Source organism: Sphingobacterium sp. UBA5670 (assembly GCF_002420705.1).
GTDB lineage: Bacteria > Bacteroidota > Bacteroidia > Sphingobacteriales > Sphingobacteriaceae > Sphingobacterium.
In genome coordinates, this window is record NZ_DIIM01000019.1 from 151,813 (window position 1) to 172,079 (window position 20,267).

The 20,267-nt window shown below is 39.4% G+C and carries 20 protein-coding genes; 9 read left to right on the plus strand and 11 right to left on the minus strand.

Translation table 11 applies throughout. The features are described 5' to 3' along the window. Positions 1–4: 4 nt before the first annotated feature. The gene (locus tag B3C94_RS16690) at positions 5–268 is read right to left on the minus strand and encodes a hypothetical protein (protein ID WP_293905667.1); all 264 of its coding nucleotides are present in this window, start codon (positions 266–268) and stop codon (positions 5–7) included. A gap of 572 nt (positions 269–840) precedes the next feature. Between B3C94_RS16690 and B3C94_RS16695 the strand changes: the two genes are divergently transcribed. The 3 genes from B3C94_RS16695 to argC all read left to right on the plus strand — a co-directional run bounded on the left by B3C94_RS16695 (position 841) and on the right by argC (position 4,022). Next, positions 841–1,557, plus strand: a complete 717-nt coding sequence (locus B3C94_RS16695) for a GNAT family N-acetyltransferase (RefSeq protein ID WP_046674921.1) — start codon at positions 841–843, stop codon at positions 1,555–1,557. 161 nt (positions 1,558–1,718) lie between these two features. Next, positions 1,719–2,903, plus strand: coding sequence for an argininosuccinate synthase (argG, locus tag B3C94_RS16700; RefSeq protein ID WP_293905669.1), 1,185 nt, complete (start codon positions 1,719–1,721; stop codon positions 2,901–2,903). A gap of 105 nt (positions 2,904–3,008) precedes the next feature. After that, positions 3,009–4,022, plus strand: a complete 1,014-nt coding sequence (gene argC, locus B3C94_RS16705) for an N-acetyl-gamma-glutamyl-phosphate reductase (RefSeq protein ID WP_293905672.1) — start codon at positions 3,009–3,011, stop codon at positions 4,020–4,022. A gap of 244 nt (positions 4,023–4,266) precedes the next feature. On the opposite strand, the gene B3C94_RS16710 is transcribed toward argC, so the two are convergent. The 4 genes from B3C94_RS16710 to B3C94_RS16725 all read right to left on the minus strand — a co-directional run bounded on the left by B3C94_RS16710 (position 4,267) and on the right by B3C94_RS16725 (position 7,689). Beyond that, on the minus strand, positions 4,267–4,953 hold the full coding sequence (locus B3C94_RS16710; RefSeq protein WP_293905674.1) for a hypothetical protein: 687 nt from the start codon (positions 4,951–4,953) through the stop codon (positions 4,267–4,269). A gap of 9 nt (positions 4,954–4,962) precedes the next feature. Beyond that, positions 4,963–5,685, minus strand: a complete 723-nt coding sequence (locus B3C94_RS16715) for an intradiol ring-cleavage dioxygenase (protein ID WP_293905676.1) — start codon at positions 5,683–5,685, stop codon at positions 4,963–4,965. Positions 5,686–5,763: 78 nt separating this feature from the next. After that, positions 5,764–6,450 (minus strand): LytR/AlgR family response regulator transcription factor, encoded by a 687-nt coding sequence (locus tag B3C94_RS16720; RefSeq protein ID WP_293905678.1) that lies wholly within the window; start codon positions 6,448–6,450, stop codon positions 5,764–5,766. A 60-nt stretch (positions 6,451–6,510) separates the two neighbouring features. Beyond that, the gene (locus B3C94_RS16725) at positions 6,511–7,689 is read right to left on the minus strand and encodes a sensor histidine kinase (protein WP_293905680.1); all 1,179 of its coding nucleotides are present in this window, start codon (positions 7,687–7,689) and stop codon (positions 6,511–6,513) included. A gap of 372 nt (positions 7,690–8,061) precedes the next feature. Between B3C94_RS16725 and B3C94_RS16730 the strand changes: the two genes are divergently transcribed. Continuing rightward, on the plus strand, positions 8,062–9,354 hold the full coding sequence (locus B3C94_RS16730; RefSeq protein ID WP_293905682.1) for a DUF3472 domain-containing protein: 1,293 nt from the start codon (positions 8,062–8,064) through the stop codon (positions 9,352–9,354). Positions 9,355–9,459: 105 nt separating this feature from the next. Here the strand turns inward: B3C94_RS16730 and B3C94_RS16735 are convergent, their stop codons facing one another. Next, positions 9,460–10,296: a hypothetical protein gene (locus tag B3C94_RS16735; protein ID WP_293905684.1), complete on the minus strand. Its 837-nt coding sequence runs from the start codon at positions 10,294–10,296 to the stop codon at positions 9,460–9,462. A gap of 229 nt (positions 10,297–10,525) precedes the next feature. Here B3C94_RS16735 and B3C94_RS16740 point away from each other — a divergent pair, with 229 nt between their 5' ends. The 4 genes from B3C94_RS16740 to B3C94_RS16755 are packed head-to-tail and all read left to right on the plus strand — an operon-like array spanning position 10,526 to position 12,815. Then, positions 10,526–11,056 (plus strand): RNA polymerase sigma factor, encoded by a 531-nt coding sequence (locus B3C94_RS16740; RefSeq protein ID WP_293905686.1) that lies wholly within the window; start codon positions 10,526–10,528, stop codon positions 11,054–11,056. Further along, positions 11,046–11,735 carry a hypothetical protein gene (locus B3C94_RS16745; protein ID WP_293905688.1) on the plus strand — a complete coding sequence of 230 codons (690 nt, stop codon included), beginning with the start codon at positions 11,046–11,048 and terminating at the stop codon, positions 11,733–11,735. The genes B3C94_RS16740 and B3C94_RS16745 overlap by 11 nt, the downstream gene beginning before the upstream one ends. 6 nt (positions 11,736–11,741) lie before the next feature. Continuing rightward, positions 11,742–12,263 carry a DUF4252 domain-containing protein gene (locus tag B3C94_RS16750; RefSeq protein WP_293905690.1) on the plus strand — a complete coding sequence of 174 codons (522 nt, stop codon included), beginning with the start codon at positions 11,742–11,744 and terminating at the stop codon, positions 12,261–12,263. Between the two features lie 6 nt (positions 12,264–12,269). After that, entirely contained in the window at positions 12,270–12,815 is a 546-nt protein-coding gene (locus tag B3C94_RS16755) for a DUF4252 domain-containing protein (protein ID WP_293905692.1), read from the plus strand. Positions 12,816–12,916: 101 nt separating this feature from the next. Here B3C94_RS16755 and hemL read toward each other — a convergent pair whose 3' ends face one another. The 5 genes from hemL to B3C94_RS16780 all read right to left on the minus strand — a co-directional run bounded on the left by hemL (position 12,917) and on the right by B3C94_RS16780 (position 19,611). Continuing rightward, the gene (gene hemL, locus B3C94_RS16760; RefSeq protein ID WP_293905694.1) at positions 12,917–14,227 is read right to left on the minus strand and encodes a glutamate-1-semialdehyde 2,1-aminomutase; all 1,311 of its coding nucleotides are present in this window, start codon (positions 14,225–14,227) and stop codon (positions 12,917–12,919) included. A 153-nt stretch (positions 14,228–14,380) separates the two neighbouring features. Beyond that, a complete protein-coding gene (gene hemB, locus B3C94_RS16765) occupies positions 14,381–15,349 on the minus strand; it encodes a porphobilinogen synthase (protein ID WP_293905696.1) in 969 nt (322 codons plus the stop codon). 20 nt (positions 15,350–15,369) lie between these two features. After that, positions 15,370–16,956 (minus strand): hydroxymethylbilane synthase, encoded by a 1,587-nt coding sequence (gene hemC / locus B3C94_RS16770; protein ID WP_293905699.1) that lies wholly within the window; start codon positions 16,954–16,956, stop codon positions 15,370–15,372. Positions 16,957–17,311: 355 nt separating this feature from the next. After that, positions 17,312–18,553: a glutamyl-tRNA reductase gene (gene hemA / locus B3C94_RS16775; protein ID WP_293905701.1), complete on the minus strand. Its 1,242-nt coding sequence runs from the start codon at positions 18,551–18,553 to the stop codon at positions 17,312–17,314. Positions 18,554–18,771: 218 nt separating this feature from the next. Continuing rightward, complete coding sequence (locus tag B3C94_RS16780) at positions 18,772–19,611, minus strand: hypothetical protein (protein WP_293905703.1); 840 nt, start codon at positions 19,609–19,611, stop codon at positions 18,772–18,774. Positions 19,612–19,829: 218 nt separating this feature from the next. Between B3C94_RS16780 and B3C94_RS16785 the strand changes: the two genes are divergently transcribed. After that, a complete protein-coding gene (locus B3C94_RS16785; RefSeq protein ID WP_293905705.1) occupies positions 19,830–20,228 on the plus strand; it encodes a hypothetical protein in 399 nt (132 codons plus the stop codon). Positions 20,229–20,267: the final 39 nt, after the last annotated feature.

Here is a 20,267-nt window from a genome sequence, read left to right on the forward strand (position 1 = left end):
TTTTTTATTGTTGAGCATGATTAATGCTATCCTGCTTTTTTTGTAAACGCTCTTCCCGCTCGATCTCTCTGGAATCGATCTGGTGCTGTTGATAATTGTCCATGGCCACTTTACTGGCTTTCTGCGATACGTAGATTGCCAATAGGGCAACAATCGTAATAATTGCTATTCCCCAGGCATATTTATGTTTGTCCTGCTTGACGAGCCAATACATGAAGATAATGTAAGGGACTGCAAAAATAATATAGAAAATTAAACTCGGTGACATACTATTCTCCATTAAATGATCCGTACAAAAGTATCGTTTTTGACTAAAAATAACGAACCTATAGAAAAAACAGTAATTTCAATTGATAAAGCCTTAAACCTTTATTCGTTTTATTGTCAAATTAATATCGTTAATGGGCCCGGTCTATTGCCACGTTGTTAATAATTAATTACTTGAAAATGAAGCTTACATGAAGGTTTTGATAGCATATTGTAAATTTTTAATTTTTGCAAAAAATCGATGATAATATTGTGGAAAAGAAAAAAATATTTTTATACATTTGCATCGTCAGAAACAATTGACAGCGCATAAAAATGAAACATAACAAAAAAAGCAATTATTCTTGTACTCAAACTTTTGAGAAGTTTATGAGGAAGGTTTTTTGTTCTTTCATTTTCGTAGAAATACCTGTTTTACGCTTCCGACGACCCATACTACCTCGGGCTTGATTTGAGGTAGTGAATCTTTCCAAGCAAGACCATGATTGTCCGATGGTTTTGAATCCATTATTTTATTTATTTAGTAACAAAACACGACGGCAGTTGTTGTTTTATTATTAGGGTCGTAAGTCAATGACTATATCAGATTTTTTAATTATCCCGGCTAAACCTGAGCATGCACATTATGCAGAGGTTATTTGCGACGAAATGTTCGAGTCTGCAAAGGCTCGTGGTACTGGTATTGCGCGTCGTAAACCAGAATACGTTGCCAACAAGATGAATGAAGGTAAAGCAGTGATTGCTTTACATAGAGATGGCCGGTGGGCAGGTTTCTGTTATATAGAAACCTGGGGGCATGGTGATTATGTCGCTAACTCCGGTCTGATTGTCAATCCCGAATTCAGAAAGGTCGGTTTGGCAAAGGCGATCAAAAAGAGAGTCTTTGAACTTTCCCGTGAAAAATATCCAAAAGCAAAGATTTTTGGTTTAACAACTGGATTTGCGGTGATGAAAATCAATTCAGAATTGGGTTATGAACCCGTTCCATATTCCGAATTGACGACAGATGACGAATTTTGGAAGGGCTGCCAAAGCTGCGTGAATTATGAGATCCTCATGAGTAAGGACCGTAAAAACTGTATGTGTACAGCAATGCTTTGGGATCCTGAAGAGAAAGAGCGCGAACTGAGAGAGAAGATCCAGCGTAAGCATGAAGCAAAGGAACGTTTGGAAAGAATCACCCAAAAACAGTCGCTGTTAAAGCGGATTCAGGCGAAGTTTTGGAAATCGGCCAATAAGTTTATTGCGGTCAACTTTCCCAAACATAATAAAGTCGCAAAAGGATATTAAGCGAAGGCTTAAAAGATTAAATTAAATATAGACGTAGCATGTAAGTGAATATGTTCGTAACAATACGATCTGTTCATGGTCCGCTCGACATAAAAATAAAAACCGAGTGAAACGAGCTTAAATCAGCCGTTGAAAACAAACACTCATAAAATAACATTCTAATGAAAAAAGTAGTTTTAGCATTTAGTGGCGGATTGGATACTTCATTTTGTTGTATCTATCTTACACAAGATTTAGGTTTAGAAGTTCATTCCGTCGTTGTAAATACAGGTGGTTTTTCGGATGAAGAATTAAAAAATATTGAAGAACGCGCTTATGCATTAGGCGTGAAATCCCATACAGCTATAGATGAAACCGCAGACTATTACCGCGAAACTATTAAATTTTTGATTTTCGGCAACGTGTTAAAAAATGCAACCTATCCGCTGTCAGTATCCGCTGAACGTGTATGCCAGGCAACAGCAATTGCCAATTACGCAAAGAAAATAGGTGCTGAATGTGTTGCCCATGGATCTACAGGTGCAGGAAATGACCAAGTACGTTTCGATATGATTTTCCAAACCTTGATTCCTGGAGTCGAAATTATCACACCGATCCGCGATCTGCAATTATCGCGTGAAGCCGAAATCGAGTATTTGAATAAACATGGTGTAGAATACTCTGCTGAAAAAGCAAAGTACTCAATCAACAAAGGCCTTTGGGGTACTTCTGTTGGTGGAGCAGAAACATTGACTTCCAATCAATATTTGCCTGAATCGGCTTGGCCGACTCCAATGACTTCTTCAGAGCCACGGCAAATTACAATAGATTTTGAAAAAGGAGAGCCTGTTGCATTAAATGGTGAGAAAATGGCTTCCGTTAAAGTTATTCAAGAACTGCAGGCAATTGCACAGCCTTATGGCATAGGCCGCGATATCCACGTCGGTGACACCATCATTGGTATCAAAGGACGTGTAGGTTTTGAAGCAGCAGCTTCTGTCATTTTAATTAAGGCACACCATACCCTGGAAAAACATACCTTGACTAAATGGCAGCTATCATGGAAAGATCAAATCGCTGCTTTCTATGGAAATTATATGCACGAAGGCCAGATGCACGATCCTGTTATGCGCGATATTGAGGCATTCTTGCAATCTTCACAAGAAACAGTTACTGGTCGAGTGATTGTTGAACTTCATCCGTACCGCTTTGTGGTCATTGGTGTGGAGTCTGAGCATGACTTGATGTCCAATAAATTTGGTAGCTATGGTGAAATGAATAAAGGCTACACGGGTGATGATGTGAAAGGTTTCTCTAAGATTTTTGGAAATCAAACCATTATTTGGCACAAAGTGAATAAGAAATAATTGACATGTGTTTACGCAATGTGTTTTTTCCTACGGTAAAATTCGTTGGGAAAAATACATTGCACGACATTTGATAACGTATACCTAAATACTAAATTCAAGAAAATGATCAGAGTAGGAATAATCGGTTCGGCAGGATATACTGGTGGTGAGTTGTTACGTGTATTGATTTATCATCCTGAGGTGGAAATCGTATTTGCCAATAGCGCTTCCAATGCAGGAAATAAGTTATATGAAGTACACAATGATTTATTTGGAGATACTGAATTGACCTTCTCTTCTGATTTTCATTCGGATGTTGATGTCTTGTTTTTATGTGTCGGCCATGGTGACGCGCGTAAATTTTTGGAAGCAAATACAGTCGATGCTTCCGTGAAAATTATTGATCTCTCGCAGGATTATCGTCTTCGAGCAAATACTGCGTATCAAGAACAACAATTTGTATACGGGCTTCCAGAACTAAACAAAGAAGCAATCAAGACGGCACAATATATTGCTAATCCAGGATGTTTTGCAACAAACATACAATTGGCGCTATTGCCACTGGCTAGTAAAGGCTTGTTGCCAAATCAGATTCATGTCAATGCAACAACTGGATCTACGGGAGCAGGACAGAAACCCGGAGCAACGACACATTTCTCCTGGCGTAACAATAATCTTTCTGCTTACAAATCATTTGAACACCAGCATTTGCAGGAAATTTCGGAGTCGGTGGATCAGCTACAAACAGGTTTTCTACCTGTTTCCGAAAATTCATTGCTTGAACGTGCCGCTGAAAGAATTAATTTTGTTCCGCAACGTGGCGATTTTGCCCGCGGAATTTTCTCGGCAATATATGTAGACACCGATTTGTCTGAAGAGCAGGCATACACATTGTATGAGAGTTATTATGCAGCTCACCCTTTTACGCATGTCAGCAAAAAAAATATCGACCTCAAGCAGGTTGTCAATACAAATAAAAGTATTATGCACCTCGAAAAGCATGGAAATAAGCTGCTTATTTTAAATGCAACAGACAATCTGCTGAAAGGTGCATCTGGACAGGCGGTGCAAAATATGAACTTGATGTTCGGTTTAGATGAACGTACAGGATTGAATTTGAAGAGCGTTGGTTTTTAAGTTTTTTAGCATATTAAACAACGATACCAGCAAGTTGTGAATAACTTTAAGAATTGCTTTGGCAGCAAAATATGTTATTAACATAGTTATTAACATCCTGTGGAAAAAGTGAAGAGTCAAGCCCTTCACTTTTTTTATGTCATTCCTGCTAAAGACAGCACATAGAAAGATACAGACTTTTAATATTACCGCATTAGTGAATCTGACCGAATGGGGATTTACGACTTCGACGACATCCACAATTTTAAAAGCATAAAACGACTAGAAGACCCGTATCCGATAGGCATTCGATATCTAAGCTGTTTGAGTCTGGTAAATAGAGACTGTCAAAAGGATAAAGAATACGTTCTTCAACCTCAAAGTTGCCATCTAACGCAAAAGCGAAAGCTCTTTTGTGAATACGTCCAATCTGCAATTCATAATCATGTTTCCCGATAAAAGCACCGAAATAGAGCTGAAAGTCAGCAGCTAATTCGGTGCATACAGGATGCATCTTATTTTTTTCAAATGAAGCAGCAAGTGGTAAGTCCACGATATGAGGTAGTGTAGGGATGTATGTTGAAGTAGAAAAGGTAAATTCCTGAAATGAAACTGCAGTGTTGGGCTCGTTTAATGCTTTGATATTTAAAATTTTATTTTTCTCTGAATGCTGTATAAAAGCGGTTCCTACAGGTACTGAATGAGCTTCGCCATCAACGGTGACTGAAAGGTCGCCAGCTAAGGGAATTAAGAATGATGAAGTAGATTTAATTAACGGCAGATCCAGGTCTCTATTTGGCGCTACTTCCCAAGTATTGACCTGTTGGAGCCGGCCGATTGCCGCACGATGAGGAGAAACAAAGGAACCATAATTGAGCGTGCTACTGACAATCGTTGTTCCTATGGATGTTTCTCCCCGCTGTTCGGCTATGTAGATTCGAATATCCTGCATGGCTGGATTTTAAGCGTTTACACGAATAGTCATTTTCATTTCGAAACCTTCCGATAGTGATCCAGTGACGGTAGACATTTCTTTGGTAACGCCATCGCTAAATACATTATCGTTGGCATTATACGTGTATCCCGACACACCTTTTTTATAACCGTAGGCCGAACCAGTATTATTGACTTCAAGGCAGAGACTATCTTGGAAAGCAATTTGGGTAACCAATAGCGATTTGCCCGTCGCATCATATACGTGAACGTGAATATGGGTTGCTCGCCCTTGATACCATCCCGGAAAGATCGTCTGAAAAGAAACAAGCCCATTGGCGTTGGTGACTTGCCGGCCACGGTACCAATTGACGGACTGATAATTGCTGGATTGCATTTGTGTACCGCCATATTGGGAGTAATTGCCCTCCACATCACAATGCCATATATCGACTAAAGCGCCTTCTAAGGCCGTACAGTTGCTGTTAGTATTCACAATGGTAATTAAACCGAGCATATTTGCACCGATACCGTCGCCTTTGCGTATATCTGAACGGACATAACTTGAAGGGGTCTTTGTTGGAAAAGGACCCTCGGTTTCCGAAGGTGTGACACTGCAACTCGAATCGACATTGACATCCGTACCCTCATCGGTCGTTGTTGAAGCGTCGTCTTTTTTGCAGGCAGCCCATACCATTGGTCCAGAAAATGCCAATAGCGATAAAGTTCTTATAAAATGTTTGCGTTCCATAGCTCTCCTTTTTTATTAATGGAAGCAAGGTAGTGGACGGAGATGTAAAATAATGTTAAGTGTCGATAAAGAGACTTATTATATCGACGAATCACGTAGACATTTTACAACTTCGCTGTAATACCCGTCGCCGACTTTTAATGTGAAGTGCGGTAATTGTATCTTGCGCTGAGAGAAAGTGATTATGTGCTTGATAGCAACAACGAAACTGCGGTGGATGCGGATAAACTGATCTGGAGGTAGGCGGTCAAGCATGGCTTTCATTGTCGATAAGGTCAATATTGTTTTGCCTTGTATAAGATGAATTTTAATATAATCCTGCATGCTTTCCAAACATTCAATTTCATCAAGATAGACTTTGATCCGTTGATACTCGACGTTGACCATTAAAAAAGGGCGATGGTTCTGTGAAAGCGATCTTATCATCGCCTTGTCGATAGCGCGTTCAAATCGTATAAAGTCAAATGGCTTCAAGAGATAATCGACAGAATCGAGCTCAAACCCATCGATTGCGTACTCTTTATGGGCGGTGGTGAAAATCAATAGCGGCCTGGGATTGAGTTTCTTTGCAAAATCAACACCATTGATTTCGAGCATATCTATATCTAAAAAAATCAAATCCACACTGTTATTCGTCAGAAAAACTGCGGCATCACGAGGATTGCTGAAGCTTGCGACAAGCTGTAACGAGGGATGTTTCGTTGTGAAGGTCGAAATAATACGTAAAGCCAATGGCTCATCATCAAGAGCTATGCAAGTCAACATCGTTTTTTTAGATAAACTGATTTTGTATATATAAATCGTATAGCCTAATATAGAAACAATTTATGGAGAAATGTACAGGATAAGCTGAACAAAAAAAGAATGATCATCCTGCTTGATCGTCAGGCGATGCCTATCCGCATAGAAGTGATCCAGTAGACGTTTTACATTTTTGATACCTGTTCCGGTGCGGTGTTGTTCTGTCACCTGTCTATTAATGCTGTTCTTGACGTTTAATTCGCAGGATGTCGGAGTTAGGATGACTTCAAAACTGAACTGACAAGGTTCAATCGTACTCAGTCCATATTTGAATGCATTTTCAACAAAAGGAAGCAGGACAAATGCATGTATTGTTTTGGGATATTCGAGCCCAACATAGTGTTCGCGGATAGAACAATTTTGACCTGTACGTAGCTTTTGGAGATTGATAAAATCTTGTATCGCCTGAATTTCAATTTTGATGTCGATGGTATCACTTTGACGCTCATCCATATAATAACGCATCAATTGTGATAAACGATGGATGCTGCTTGCCACGGCATCATCATTGGTCAATGCGAGTGCGTAAATATTATTTAACGTGTTGAACAAAAAGTGGGGGTGAACCTGTGCTTTTAAAAAGGAAAGTTCGGCGTTCATCCGATCTTGCTCCACCAATCGAATTTTTTGCTGGGTTTCCATCCAGTAGGTGACTATTCTATAAAGGGCGGCAAGGCTAATGGTCAACAGGAAAATGTAAACGGAAGCAATATCGATCGGTTGTCCCGCTCTACGCGGTGCTCGGTCCGCGTTTTGATTAGGTACCCACTCATGATCGGGGTTTGGAAGATTTCTGCCTGGAAGTGGGGGAGGAAAGTCAGGCCTGTTTATCGGCGGAAAATGCGGTTCTCTGCGATGTTGTGGTGCTTGGTTTCCGATGCGCATCAGACGATCAAATGGCTGAAGATAACACGCTAACAATAGACCCGTCAAAATAACGGAGATCCCATAACTGATAAACTTGCGATGCCTTATGGCATAGGGGATTAGCAGATAAGCATTGGTGTAAAATAAGATTAAAAAGCAGCCCGTGAAAATCCAGAATGCTGGAGCACCGAGCATTTCTTTGATTCCCAATTGGCCATTGTTAAAAAATAACACGGGAAATGATAAAAAAATTAGCCAGGCCAACCCATGGATCAATATGGAGATTTGTTTTTGTCCTATGATACGTTTTGACAAGCTGTCAGCGGATTTTTCCATCAGTGTACTATATTTATAAGGCTATTTTATAGGATTAAAAATACACAAAAAGATCACATCACTTTTTCATAACACTATAATACACGCTATTATTTTATAATTGACTATTTCACGAAATGTAATAATGACCAATTATTGCTATTTTTTTACACAATCGATTGATATACATTTCCTTTCTTTTTCTGTAAATCTATCCCTTATCTTCATTAAATAATCCAACTTTAACATGCTGATGTAAACCTTATGCTACGATCAACGGGAAATAAAAAAGAAAGAGCGGTGATCTCTTAAGTCCTCATGATCGTGCTGCTAGGTCCTTTGGGATAGCCAAAGGTGATAGCCAAAATGATAAAAAGATCAAAATATTAAAATATGAAAAGAAAACACTTTATCCAGTACCTCTTTATCGGGGCTTTATCTAGCCTTTCGATAGGGAGTATCGCGCAGACAGTTGAGCAGACTTTTACCGTCCCGCTTGCAGGGAATGCTTTCATTACCGCAGGACAAACTGGTAATGCGGAAATTTCTAGTAGAAATGGCTTGGTAAAATGGTCCAGTGATAAGGAGGTGGCATCGGTTTATTTTAGGGCTCAAAAAACAGGGAAATTGACCTTAAAATTGAAGGCAAAAAATGATGGTGGCAAATCCAAAATAGCAATAGACGCTTTAGGGAAAAAGGCGATCGTGAATGTGGAAAGTAGTGAATTGTCGGAAACAGCGCCTTTGTCCATTGATGTAAAGACGCCCGGTTACGTCCAGGTTAATTTAAAAGGCGTAAGTAAATCGGGAAGCAATTTTGCCAATGTAACTGAATTGCTTGTGAGCGGCGAAGCTGCTTCGGGGGGACTTCTATTTTCTAATGATCCCGAATATTACTATTGGTCCAGAAGAGGCCCTTCCTGCCATTTAAATTACACAATACCTACCGAGGGTAAGGTCAGTTACTATTATAATGAGGTGACCGTTCCTCAAGGAGAAGATAAAGTCGGGTCATATTTTATGGCAAATGGTTTTGGAGAAGGATACTTTGGCATACAGGTAAATTCTGAAACCGAGCGACGTATCTTATTTTCAGTATGGAGTCCATTCCATACCGATGATCCGAAAAGTATTCCGGACGAACAAAAAATCCATCTGCTGAAAAAAGGAAAAGATGTGCATTCAGGAGAATTTGGCAACGAGGGGTCTGGCGGACAGAGCTATCGAAAGTACTTTTGGAAAGCAGGAGTAACCTATAAGTTTCTCCTGAAAGGTGAACCCGATGGGAAAGGAAATACGGATTATACAGCTTGGTTTTTTATTCCAGAAGAGAATGCCTGGAATGTGATTGCCAGCTTCAAACGTCCACAGACAAACACTTACCTAAAACGCTTCCACAGTTTCTTGGAGAACTTTAGTCCTAATCAAGGCTACTTGGGCAGAAAGGTTGAATTTGGCAATCAATGGGTTTATGACGGGCAGTGGAAGGCTGTGCAAGAGGCTTCATTCAGCGTCGACAATACGTATCGTGCCAATCAGCGTATTGATGCGATGGGCGGCAAAACGAAAAATGGGTATTTTCTTAGAAATGGCGGCTTCTTTAACGAAATTGTAAAACCAGGAAGTAAATTCGAATACGTTAATAAAAACACAGCTCCGAAAATTGATTTTGAAAAATTACCGTAATAGAAAATACTAAAGTCTTGTACAGAATGTACAGTTTAATTTGATATAGTACAAACAACAGAGCCGCACATAAGTGCGGCTCTGTTGTTTGTTATAAACCTATTTCTATTTTTCGGATAGTTTGATGTCACGCTCTACCGATACGTTATCTCCGGTAACAGCGTTGCCGTCCTTGTCCACCAATGTCAGTTTGACCTTATTGTTGCCCAACGGTAAACCCTTTATTTCATAAGGGCCCCATTTATCCAATGTAAATGTCTGACCATTAATATCGGCGATTACTTTATTGCCATCAGAACCAAGATTTGTATTAACTAGATAAAAATCTAAAAGAAGATTTTTTGTTTCTTCGCCTTTATATTCTCCTTTTGGCCTAGAGTAGAAGAGCGAAGGTTCTTTTGGGGTGGCATCTGTTGTCAATTTCCCCATAGCATCAACCTTAAATTTTACCAATTTTGAGGCTTCGGTTGTCTTGATGGATTCATGATAAGACCTTGATAAAAATGAAAGTAGATAATGTTCTGAATTTAAAGGGACTGTAACCGTGTTCTCGGGTTTGTAGAGAGCGGTATAGGGCTTATTATCGAGGATAAAATGAATATGTTGTCCATCATGTGAGTTTGCCATATGCGCAGCATGTGCGTCGTCGGTCATTTCGGTCAACTTGAAATTTTTAACCGTATACTTTACAGTGACTTTTGCCGAATCTGTTCCAACCTTTTCTGCAGTGATCGAGGCGATCTGTAAGTCGGCTCCAGGAAATTCTTTTGAGTCTGCAATAGGACTAACCGTGATAGAGTCCATCTTTTGTGCAGTACTTGTGTCGACACTGCTGCTTGAATCGGCCCCATCTGTGCCTTTCGTGGATGAGTTGTTACATCCAATAGCGCCTACCATAAGTGCTAATGCAGCAGTAATACCTGTAATTCTGTAATACTTCATAATTTTTTTGTTTAATTTTTATTCATTCAGCATCTTAAGTAACAGCTTATACACGTATTTTGTTTGTAATAAGGTTAAAAATAAGGCCTTGGCACCTGTTGCTAAGTTTAGATATACAACGAAATAGATATTTTTAAAAAAATATTCATATTAGATGTAATAAATAGATTTGCTGAAATGTCTTGATGATATAAAAGGCAAATAAATAGGTCTTCATACTGAACAGCACATGAACCAAGAACAATTTAAGAATACCGTTTTCATCCATAAGGATAAGCTATTTCGCTTTGCGAAACGGATCTTGGTTGATGATGACGAAGCCTTTGATGCTGTACAGAATGTTATGATGCGGTTGTGGAAATTGAAAGATCAACTTCATCAATACAAAAATATGGAGGCATTCTGTATGCAGAGCGTAAAAAATGAAGCGTTGAACCGGATTAAGAAAGATAAAGTAAGGTCTGATTATGTCGACCAGTATCAGGCCGTTTCGACAGCAGAGTATTCTGTAGAGAATACCAAGGAAGTTATTCTGGAGATGATTAACTCCCTGCCCGAGAAGCAACGCTTGGTGATGCACCTGCGTGATGTCGAGGATTATGATATTGATGAAATTGGTGAAGTGCTAGATATGGGAGAATCTGCAGTTAGGGTTAATCTAATGCGTGCAAGGCAAAAAGTAAAAGAACAACTGACAAAGTTATTCGATTATGAAGCGGCACGGATTTATACAAATAAAAAGTATAGTGATGAAAGATAAAAAACGAAAAGAATTGGAAGACAAGTACTTTAATGGCCAGTCGTCATTAGAGGAAGAAAAAGAGCTGAAAAACTCGGATAGTGTTTTTTTTCAATCATTGAATCAGGAAAAGGATGTCAAAATGGACTGGTCCTTTGCCGATTTCGAAAGTCAGATCAATGACGATAAAAAATATATTGTATGGTGGAATCGAAGCTGGGTGAAATATGCGGCAGCGGCAGTGCTTTTGATGACTATTGGGCTAGCGTTATTCCTAAACCAAGAATCAGCAATACAAGGACCTGTGATCGCTAAAAAAGAAATAAAAGTGCTCAAGCCCGGCGATAAGAAGCTCCTTGAAGATCAAAATATAGAAACAGCAGATCGTAATATTAATGATGGGATAAGTTTGGAGGACAGTCGGAAGGCAATGCGAACTGCAGAAACGTTCAAACGGCGAAAAGAAAAAAAACAAGCCAAAGATTGGACAGTGAAGAAAGAAGTCGTGACTGAAAGTTTGGAATCGACAGCAGGAGAGTCCTACCAGGCAGATTATGTCGTTCTGAATGGAAAACCAGTGGCCAACGAAGAGGAAGCTGTTGAATTGACCTTAAAGTCATTGGGCTTGCTGGCAAATAATCTGGAAAATGGCGTAGATAAAGCAATGAATATAAAACAAATGTCGATAACGATTAACTAAAATAGCATGAAAGGTTTTTTAATAGCTTGCCTTTTACTTGTAGCAAGTATGGCAAATGCGCAAATTTCTAAACTGGATAAACTGTTTGAACAGTACCAAGGAAAGAAAGGAGTGACAACACTCAAAATAGGAGCACCGATGTTTAAATTATTGGGGAATCTGAAAATAGATGATGATGATATGCAGACCATTACACCGCTGCTGAAGAACGTTAAATCTTTGCGTATGCTGATTGTTGAGGATGGTGAAGATAAAGCTTTAACAGGTATCATTCAAGGTGCGGTCTCCAATTTGAAATATGAAGAACTTATGTCGCTCAATAGTGAAGGTCAAGACATTCGATTCATGGTTGAAAATATGTCTGCAAATGCCGATATCCTGAACAATCTGTTGCTGACAATAAATGGAGATGGACAAAATTTGTTTATGATCCTTGATGGGGCTATCCCTTTAAAAGATGTGACTAGCTTGGTCAATGAAGGCAACAACAAAGTGAATAAAAACAAAACGGAGAACAACAAAAAGTAGAAAATTATGAAAAGATTACTAACCTTGTTGTGCCTAATTGGATTCCTTTTCTCCATGCAGTCGTGTATGGTAAAAAAAACTTCCAATATGGATTTCGTTAGCAGATCAAATGTATCTGATGACGCGGAGATAGTTGCTATCAATTTGCCGATGTGGCTGACAAAGCCCTTTATGAAGAAAGCCTTAAAGGATGAGAACGATGAAGATGCTCGTGCAATGGCTGAAATTGTTAAGAAGTTAAAAAAGTTCAGAATGCTGACACTTTCAAATAATGATAAAAAGAAAAATGCACGGATCTTGGAAGATTACCATAAGTTTTTAAAGAAAAACAAATTTGAGGAGCTTTTGGTAATCAACACTGATGGGCAGGAAATTTCGTTGAACGCCCGTATCGATAAGAATAATGTCATCCAGCGTGTTTCTTTACTGGTTCATGATAATGAAGATGAAAGCGTATTTATGGATATCAAAGGTAAGTTTTCATTGGATGAACTTATTGCCGGACTAAATAAGATGAAATCGAAGGATAAGAAACTGGCCAGCAAACTTTAGTTGACAAATAAGCCTACTTAAAATAGACACTTTTAAATATATACAAACAAAAATGCCCTCTAGTAATTTACTGAGGGCATTTTTATAGATAGTGTGATTTTTTATGCGTTGAATACGATGTCTAAAGCATCGAAAATATGTTTTTTTGCCTGTTCAAGATCCGCTGCTGTATGTGCATCAGAAACAAAGCCGACTTCATAGCCCGAAGGACCAAAATAAACGCCGCGATTTAATAACTCGCGGTGCATAATTTTATAAGATTCCATCGATTTAGGATCAATTTCACTCGCTTTTTTAATTTCCTGCTGTTCTGTGAATGCAAACCAAAAAATAGACGCAACATGGAAAAGTTGAACTTGATAACCTTTCTCAGCAATATAAGTACGCATATCATTGACGAAAGCTTCGGTTTTGGCATTTAGATTTGTATAGAAATCCTGTTGAGCCAGAATCCCTAATGCAGCAATACCGGCAGCCATAGCAACTGGATTTCCAGATAAGGTTCCTGCTTGGTAAACTGCACCATCAGGAGATATACAAGCCATCAATTCTTTTGATGCACCATATGCGCCGACAGGCATTCCGCCGCCAATAATTTTTCCGTAGGTGATAATATCCGGTTGTACTTCATAGTAGGCTGAAGCACCTTCAAAACCAATACGAAATCCTGTGATTACCTCATCCATAATCAACATTGCTCCGTGTTCGCGCGTGATATTCCGCAAGAAGTGAACATAGTCCTTCGACTGTAATAATAAACCGTTGTTTGCAGGAATACCCTCAATGATGACAGCCGCAATTTGATCTTTAAATTCAGCAAAAGCAGCTTCTAAAGCTTCCTTATCGTTCAATTCGATAACAATTGTTTCGTCTGCAAATGCTTTAGGTACACCAGCCGAGGATGTCTCACCAAAGGTGACCAATCCAGAGCCTGCTTTCACCAAAAGAGAATCTGAGTGCCCGTGATAACAACCGTCAAATTTGATAATCTTATCACGCTTTGTATAGCCTCTAGCCAAGCGGATCGCAGACATGACAGCCTCAGTTCCGGAACTGACAAAACGAATTTTCTCGATAAACCGATTGTTTTCAATAATCAATTCAGCCAATTGGTTCTCCAATGCCGTCGGAGCGCCAAAGCTTAAGCCTTTGCTCAATTGCGCGGCGACAGCCTCGCGAACCTGATCATTGTTGTGCCCTAAAATTAATGGACCCCATGAACAACAAAAATCGATGAATTCATTCCCGTCAGCATCCCAAAGATGTGCTTTATCGCCACGTTCAATAAATAAAGGTGTGCCATATACGGATTTGAAAGCCCTAACAGGGGAGTTGACGCCTCCAGGGAAATATTGTTTTGCTTTTTCAAATAACTCGGCAGATTTTGCTCTTGAAATATCAGGTGCTTGCATAGTCTATATATTTGTATGCGAAGTTATCTTTTTTTCGGAAGATAAGTCTCATAGAAACGTAAGGAATCTGGTATTGGCATAAAAAAGCAAAGCCCGGATCCCGGGCTTTGCTTTTTTATGTAAATGGTTGCCAAAAATTGACACCTTTGATTGCTAAATAAAACCTTTTTCCAATACTTCTTTGGAGTGATAGGATAAGATTGCTGTGGCACCGGCACGTCTGAAGCTTAAAAGTGTTTCTAGAATGACACGTTCGTCTAACCAGCCGTTTTGAATAGCCGCCTTTAACATGGCATATTCCCCGCTGACATTATACACTGCAATTGGTAGATCGAAGTTGTCTGCAAGAAGTTTGACGATATCCAGGTAGGGAAGTCCTGGTTTTACCATCAAAAAATCTGCTCCTTCCTGTGCATCGAGTTGTGCTTCGATAAGCGCTTCTTTTGCATTGGCAGGATTCATTTGGTAGGTCTTTTTATCGCCATGCTTGGGCGCTGAGCCTAAGGCATCTCTAAAAGGACCATAATAGGCCGAAGCATATTTCGCCGTATAGGACATCAAAGAAACATTGGTAAAACCATTATGGTCCAATAGTTCACGGATGTAACCGATGCGGCCGTCCATCATATCAGATGGGGCTATGATATCTGCACCTGATTGCGCATGTGCTAAGGCCATTTTGCCCAACACCTCTAATGTCTCATCGTTTAGGATCTCACCATTTTCGACAATGCCATCGTGTCCGTCACTGCTGTAAGGGTCCATGGCAACATCCGTCACAATACAAGCCTCAGGAAAATGTTTCTTGACAGCTGCAATAGCACGTAAGTATAAGCTTCCATCACGGTAGCTTTCCGTGGCATACTTGTCTTTTAGTGACTCTTCAATATTAGGGAAAAGATCAAATGAGCGTAAGCCCAGTTTGAGACAGCTTTCCACTTCTTTCAATAGATTGTCTATCGAATAGCGATAGATGCCAGGCATCGATTTAACCTCAGTTTTTTGATTCTGCCCATCGACGATAAAAAGTGGGAAAATCAAATTTGACGCGTCTAAACGTGTCTCTTGAATCATGTCGCGAATCACGGCAGATTTACGATTTCTTCTCGGACGTTGTAACATTTTTTTTAATTATTTATTAACTAATACTCCAATCCAAAAACGGCTTCGGAAAGACCGATTTCATCTGGAGAATAAGGTAGGGTATAAGGCACATTCATCTCATCAAATTTTGCACCGGTAGAACGGCCGATGCAGATTACTTTCTGCCCCGGTTCAAGCAGGTTGTCCGCAAAATAAGCTTCCACATTGCTAGGACTGGTAAAGACCAAAACCTCTGCATTGGATGGATCTACATTTTCTTCTAAGACCGTTTCATAGACTGGGATATTGATGATTTTCGTCTCCGGACTCAACGCTTTTTGGATGGTCTCCAAGGATTCTTTTGCACGTGGAATAAGCACGGTTCCACCATTGGCCAGTTCCGCAAATTTCTTCGCAATCTCCTCCATGTTAATGCCCTCACTGTCGCCAGAAAAATCAGCAACGCGATCATATTTACGCAAAATTTCTTCTGAGCCACGTCCAATAACACCTATTTTGGTCTTTTTGCTCAAACGAGGTTCTAAATTGAAAAAGTGTTCAATACCATTTTTGCTTGAAAATATAATCCAATCCACATGTTTCAGAATGAAAGGATCCAGTTTGTTGATGATAGGGAATATTTTAATCAAAGAGCGGCCTTCAATACTGATGTTATGTTTGGCCATAGCTCTTGCGAAATAGGAATTTTCATCTACCTCTCTTGAAATAAATACAGATTGTGGCAGTTTTCTATCTTTTGCATACTTGCTGAAAATACGCTCTGCTAAACGTGTTGTATCGGTGTCTCTGAGATATACACGGTCGGGGAAATCCTCACTTGTTTCTGCGATAGAAGCCCAAGCTTCATATTCATCACCACTTTTACGGCAATAACAACCAAGTGGGGCATGACAACCCGCGTCAAATTTATTTAAGACCAAACGTTCGACAGCAATTGTTTTTGCTACTTCTTCATTATTTAGCGGTTGTAATGCATCAAAAAGTTCCTTGTCAAGTTCACGGATCTGAATAGCCAATACACCTTGTGCCGGAGCAGGGATAATTTCAACAGGAGGAATTTCTTCAACATGAAAATCTGTAATATCCATCTCAATCCGGGCAATACCGGCTTTCGCTAGCACAATTGCATCATATTGCTCATCGCGCAGTTTCTGCATTCTTGTCTGCAGATTACCACGGAGATCATCAAACTCCAGATCAGGACGTAGTGCAGAGATCTGCGCTTTTCTACGGTTGGATGATGTGCCGACAGTTGCATTGTGCTTTAACGATAAACGCTTTTTGATGTCCACACAGTCTTTGTGGATAATTAATAATTCAGCTGGATCTTCGCGCTCTGAAACAGCAGCAATGATCAATCCGGGAGGATTGACCGTAGGTAAATCTTTATGTGAGTGTACCGCTAAATCGATGGTTCCGTTCAGAAGTTCTTCTTCAAGTTCTTTGGTGAAAAATCCTTTGCCTTCTAATTTATCCAAACGAAGGTGCTGAATGATGTCACCCTGAGTTTTAATGACTTTTAATTCTGCTTCAATTCCGATTTCTGCCAATCGATCTTTTACAAAATTTGCCTGCCACATGGCAAGAACGCTTCCCCGGGTACCAATAATTAGTTTTCTATTCACGTTAATTTTACTTTACCTATTAAAACAATCACAAAGATGTTCCCCTGGTAGCTACCTATTCACCTAGCACAGCATGTGTTTTGATTCAATTAAGCCCCGGAAATGAACAATTTTGGAAAAATGTGTCTAATACCATTTATCGAAGCAAAAATAAATAAATAGAAGGAATATGTTGACACGTTACTGTCATTATATGTCAGGAAATAATTGATAAACTGAAATTTAAAAGAAACAGTCAAAGCATATACTCCATGCGATGAACCGAGGCATTCAACAACTAGAGAACACTTTAGCACAAACCCAGGGGCGGCAACAAAAAGAATAGGATATCATTGCACCAAGAGCAATTTTGGTGTTAGTTTTTCTCCGTTTCAGGAGTCTTGACTAGAATTTCTTTTGCCATAACCATAGGAACTTTGATGTATTTCTTTTCCATATAGTTGATGACTTTTTCCAGTACTTCTCTCGCCTCAGGGGTCAAGGCTTGAACCTCTTGGGCAAAAACCTCGTTTAAGGCAAAGGATTTAATTTCTTTAATCTTTTCAGGAACCTCGCGCATAGCAACCTCTACACGTCTTTGTTTGATTAAAGGTAAAAATTCTTGGATATTGTCCTGAATGATCTTTTCAGCACTCTCTAATTCATTATAACGCTCTTGGATGTTTTTCTCCGCAATAGCCTGCAGGCTACTTACCTCGATATAATGAACCGGATTATTTTTGAGAACTTCAGCATCAATATCATTCGGAACAGCTAGGTCAATGATAATTTTCTTGTCAGTCTCTCCATTGAGCAAAGATTGATATAGTGCATTATCAATAATTGAGGTTGGAGCACCCGTACACGTAATTAGAATATCAAAACCTTCTTTGTACTGATCGATCTCAGCCAAGGGGTAAGCCTCAGCGTTTAATTCTTCGGCTAGGGCCTTTGCATTCTCCAGTGTGCGGTTAAAAATAACAAACTTGGCTTTTTGGTTCTTTTGGAAATATTTCGCTAAATTTTGATTGGTTTCTCCAGAACCAATAATTAAGATTCTAGGATTTTCAACCAGTTTTAATTCGCGCAATTTGCGGTAGGCAAGCGATACAACTGAAATTGGGTTTCGGGAAATTTTAGTATAGGTATATACCTCCTTGGCTGTTTTTACAAGTCGATCCATCATCAGGCGTAGAAAATCTCCGGTAAAACCAGCTTCCCGACAACGATCATAAGCCCGACGTACCTGCGCCAAAATTTCTTTTTCACCGACAACAAGACTTTCAAGTGAACAGGACATCCGAAGCAGGTGATTTAAGGCATCCATACCCTCGTATTTGTTAACCTGTCCTAAATAACATTGAAGTCTTTCCTGGGGTACACAGAAGTTCAGTTTCCCCATGAAGTCAGCTATGAATTCGTGCGTCAATTCATGAGCACCATAAAATACAAACTCTACCCGGTTACAAGTACCTATATAAAAGATCTCTGGAATATCTAGGCTATGCTTTAGATTGATGAGACGACTTTCTAAATCCTCATTGCAGATCACTAGATTACCTAGATCTTTTAGTTCGACATGTTTATGAGTAAACGCTAATACTTTAAGATTTTTCAAAGCTCTAATCCCTCGCTTATATTTAACGGTACAAATGTAGCTTAAAAGCTTTGTGCTTGTGTCAAAAATCTGTCAAAGGGATTAATTTAGAAAGATTTTAAATAGATGTTTTTGTGGTGTAATTATTTGTTTTTCAGATTATTATTTTTTGGCTCCCAACGAAATGATTTTCGTCACGACAGAGCGTGACGGAAATTTTCAGTTATAATATACCTTAATTACTCTTTCACACTTGTATTTGTCGTTGCTGAGTCTATAGTGACGTCCTCCAATTCTTCTACATAAGGTTCCTCTTCGGAAGCAGTAGCTTCTTGAATTTCGCTATCGCTGTATTGGTAATAGCTGTCAAAGGTTTTGCTGCTTTTATTGTAAATCAATGCGTATTTCGAGTTTTTATTCTTGACAATAATTCCATCAGCAGGAGCAGGGACCAATTTCATTTCATCCATAAAAATCTTTTGCCCCTTCTTGAAGCTGTTGATCAGCGGCAATTCACTTGAATATTCCTTCCAGAAAAGAATGTCGCCCTTTGCGGAAATGATCCAGATCGCACTGCTTTGGTAATCATTTTTCTCAATCAAAAATGCCATTTCCTTATTCCAGCTATCTGAATCGTTACGATCGGTAAAGTTTCCATAACAGAAGACAGATTTTGCACGATCTTTTATGCGTGTAAATTTGTAGATGGGTTTGTCATCGACAGGCTCCAGGTAATTGTTTCCCATAAATATTTTGGTAATCCCGCGGCGATAGCGCAATGGGATATTGTCATACTCAGGAAGCGTAAAAATGGCATTGTTCCAATGTTGATAATCATCGAGTGAACTCCAGCCATCGGCATCTTCTAAGTCTTTGGGATCTGCATTGTCAAATCCGATGACGGCTGTTGCGGCGCTATCTACCTGCAAGCCCTCTACTGCCTGTCGCTGTGTATAGTTATAATATCCGCCACCTGCTAGGATCACCAATAGGATAATACCAAGAATGATATAGATTTTTTTCTTTTTATTTGGCTGTGCAGGTTGCTCTGCGGCTACTTCTTCAACTTCTCTTTTCATGTTTATGACTCGGCTTAATGTTAAAATTTATACGCTTCCCCTTTGTCTAATCAGCATTGTTTGTCAACGCCTGTGTATACCTGAATTAGTCTCCTTTTTGCTAATTCTGAGCGGGAATTGTGTTTAAAAATAGAATAATTTTTCAAAAAGCGAAAGACAAGTTATATATGTGTCAATATTCAACTTATATTCGTACGAATTTTAAAGTAATTTGAATCATGATTATTATCAAGAAATACTTTGCTATCGTTGGACTGATCGTATGTTTTTTGTCCAGCATGACACCGTTCTTAAAAGTTCCTATTAAAGGAAACTGGAATCTGTATCAGGTAGACGCTTATTTATTTTTTATTACACTGCTGATTTTGGGGGTGACTGCCCTGTTGTTTTTTGTGCGTGCAGTAAGAGCCTATCAGTGGATGACCCGATTAGCTGCCTGCTGGTACCTGTTGAGTATAACCGCCGTCTGGTTTAAGATCAATAATTATTTTGGTTGGGGATTTGCCGATAAATTGCTTTCTAAATCCCTGCACATGCGCTGGGGCTGGATTGTCTATTTGATTGGAATCTTATTGTTGCTGCTGAGCACAAACAAAATAGTATCAAAGGCTGAATAAAGTACAGCATAGGATAAGCATAAAAAAATAAGCTAGATG